The 226-nt window shown below is 66.8% G+C and carries 1 pseudogene; it reads right to left on the bottom strand.

Features of this window, described 5'->3' with window-relative positions:
- A pseudogene (locus tag PXJ20_RS33165) lies at window positions 1-226 on the bottom strand (hypothetical protein); the annotation flags it as partial.

The raw sequence follows: 226 nt of genomic DNA, 5'->3' as shown, positions 1-226 counted from the left end.
AAAGTCATACGGCGGAAGCGGCCGCTGGTCGTGGGCGATGATGGTCGGCACGCGATCGCCGAGGCTGCGCATGAGCAGCGTATGCAGGCTGTCGAAGCAGCAGTAGACGAGCGTGCCGCCTTCCTGTTCCACGCGCGCCGCGATCGCCGGCACGAAACGCGCGAACTGCAGCACGTCGCCATGCCCCTGCTCGCCCCAGACAAAGAGCGTCCTGCCCGCTAGCAGT

Source organism: Paraburkholderia sp. A1RI_3L (genome assembly GCF_048957895.1).
Classification (GTDB): domain Bacteria; phylum Pseudomonadota; class Gammaproteobacteria; order Burkholderiales; family Burkholderiaceae; genus Paraburkholderia; species Paraburkholderia kururiensis.
This window is presented reverse-complemented; position numbering and strand designations above follow the sequence as displayed.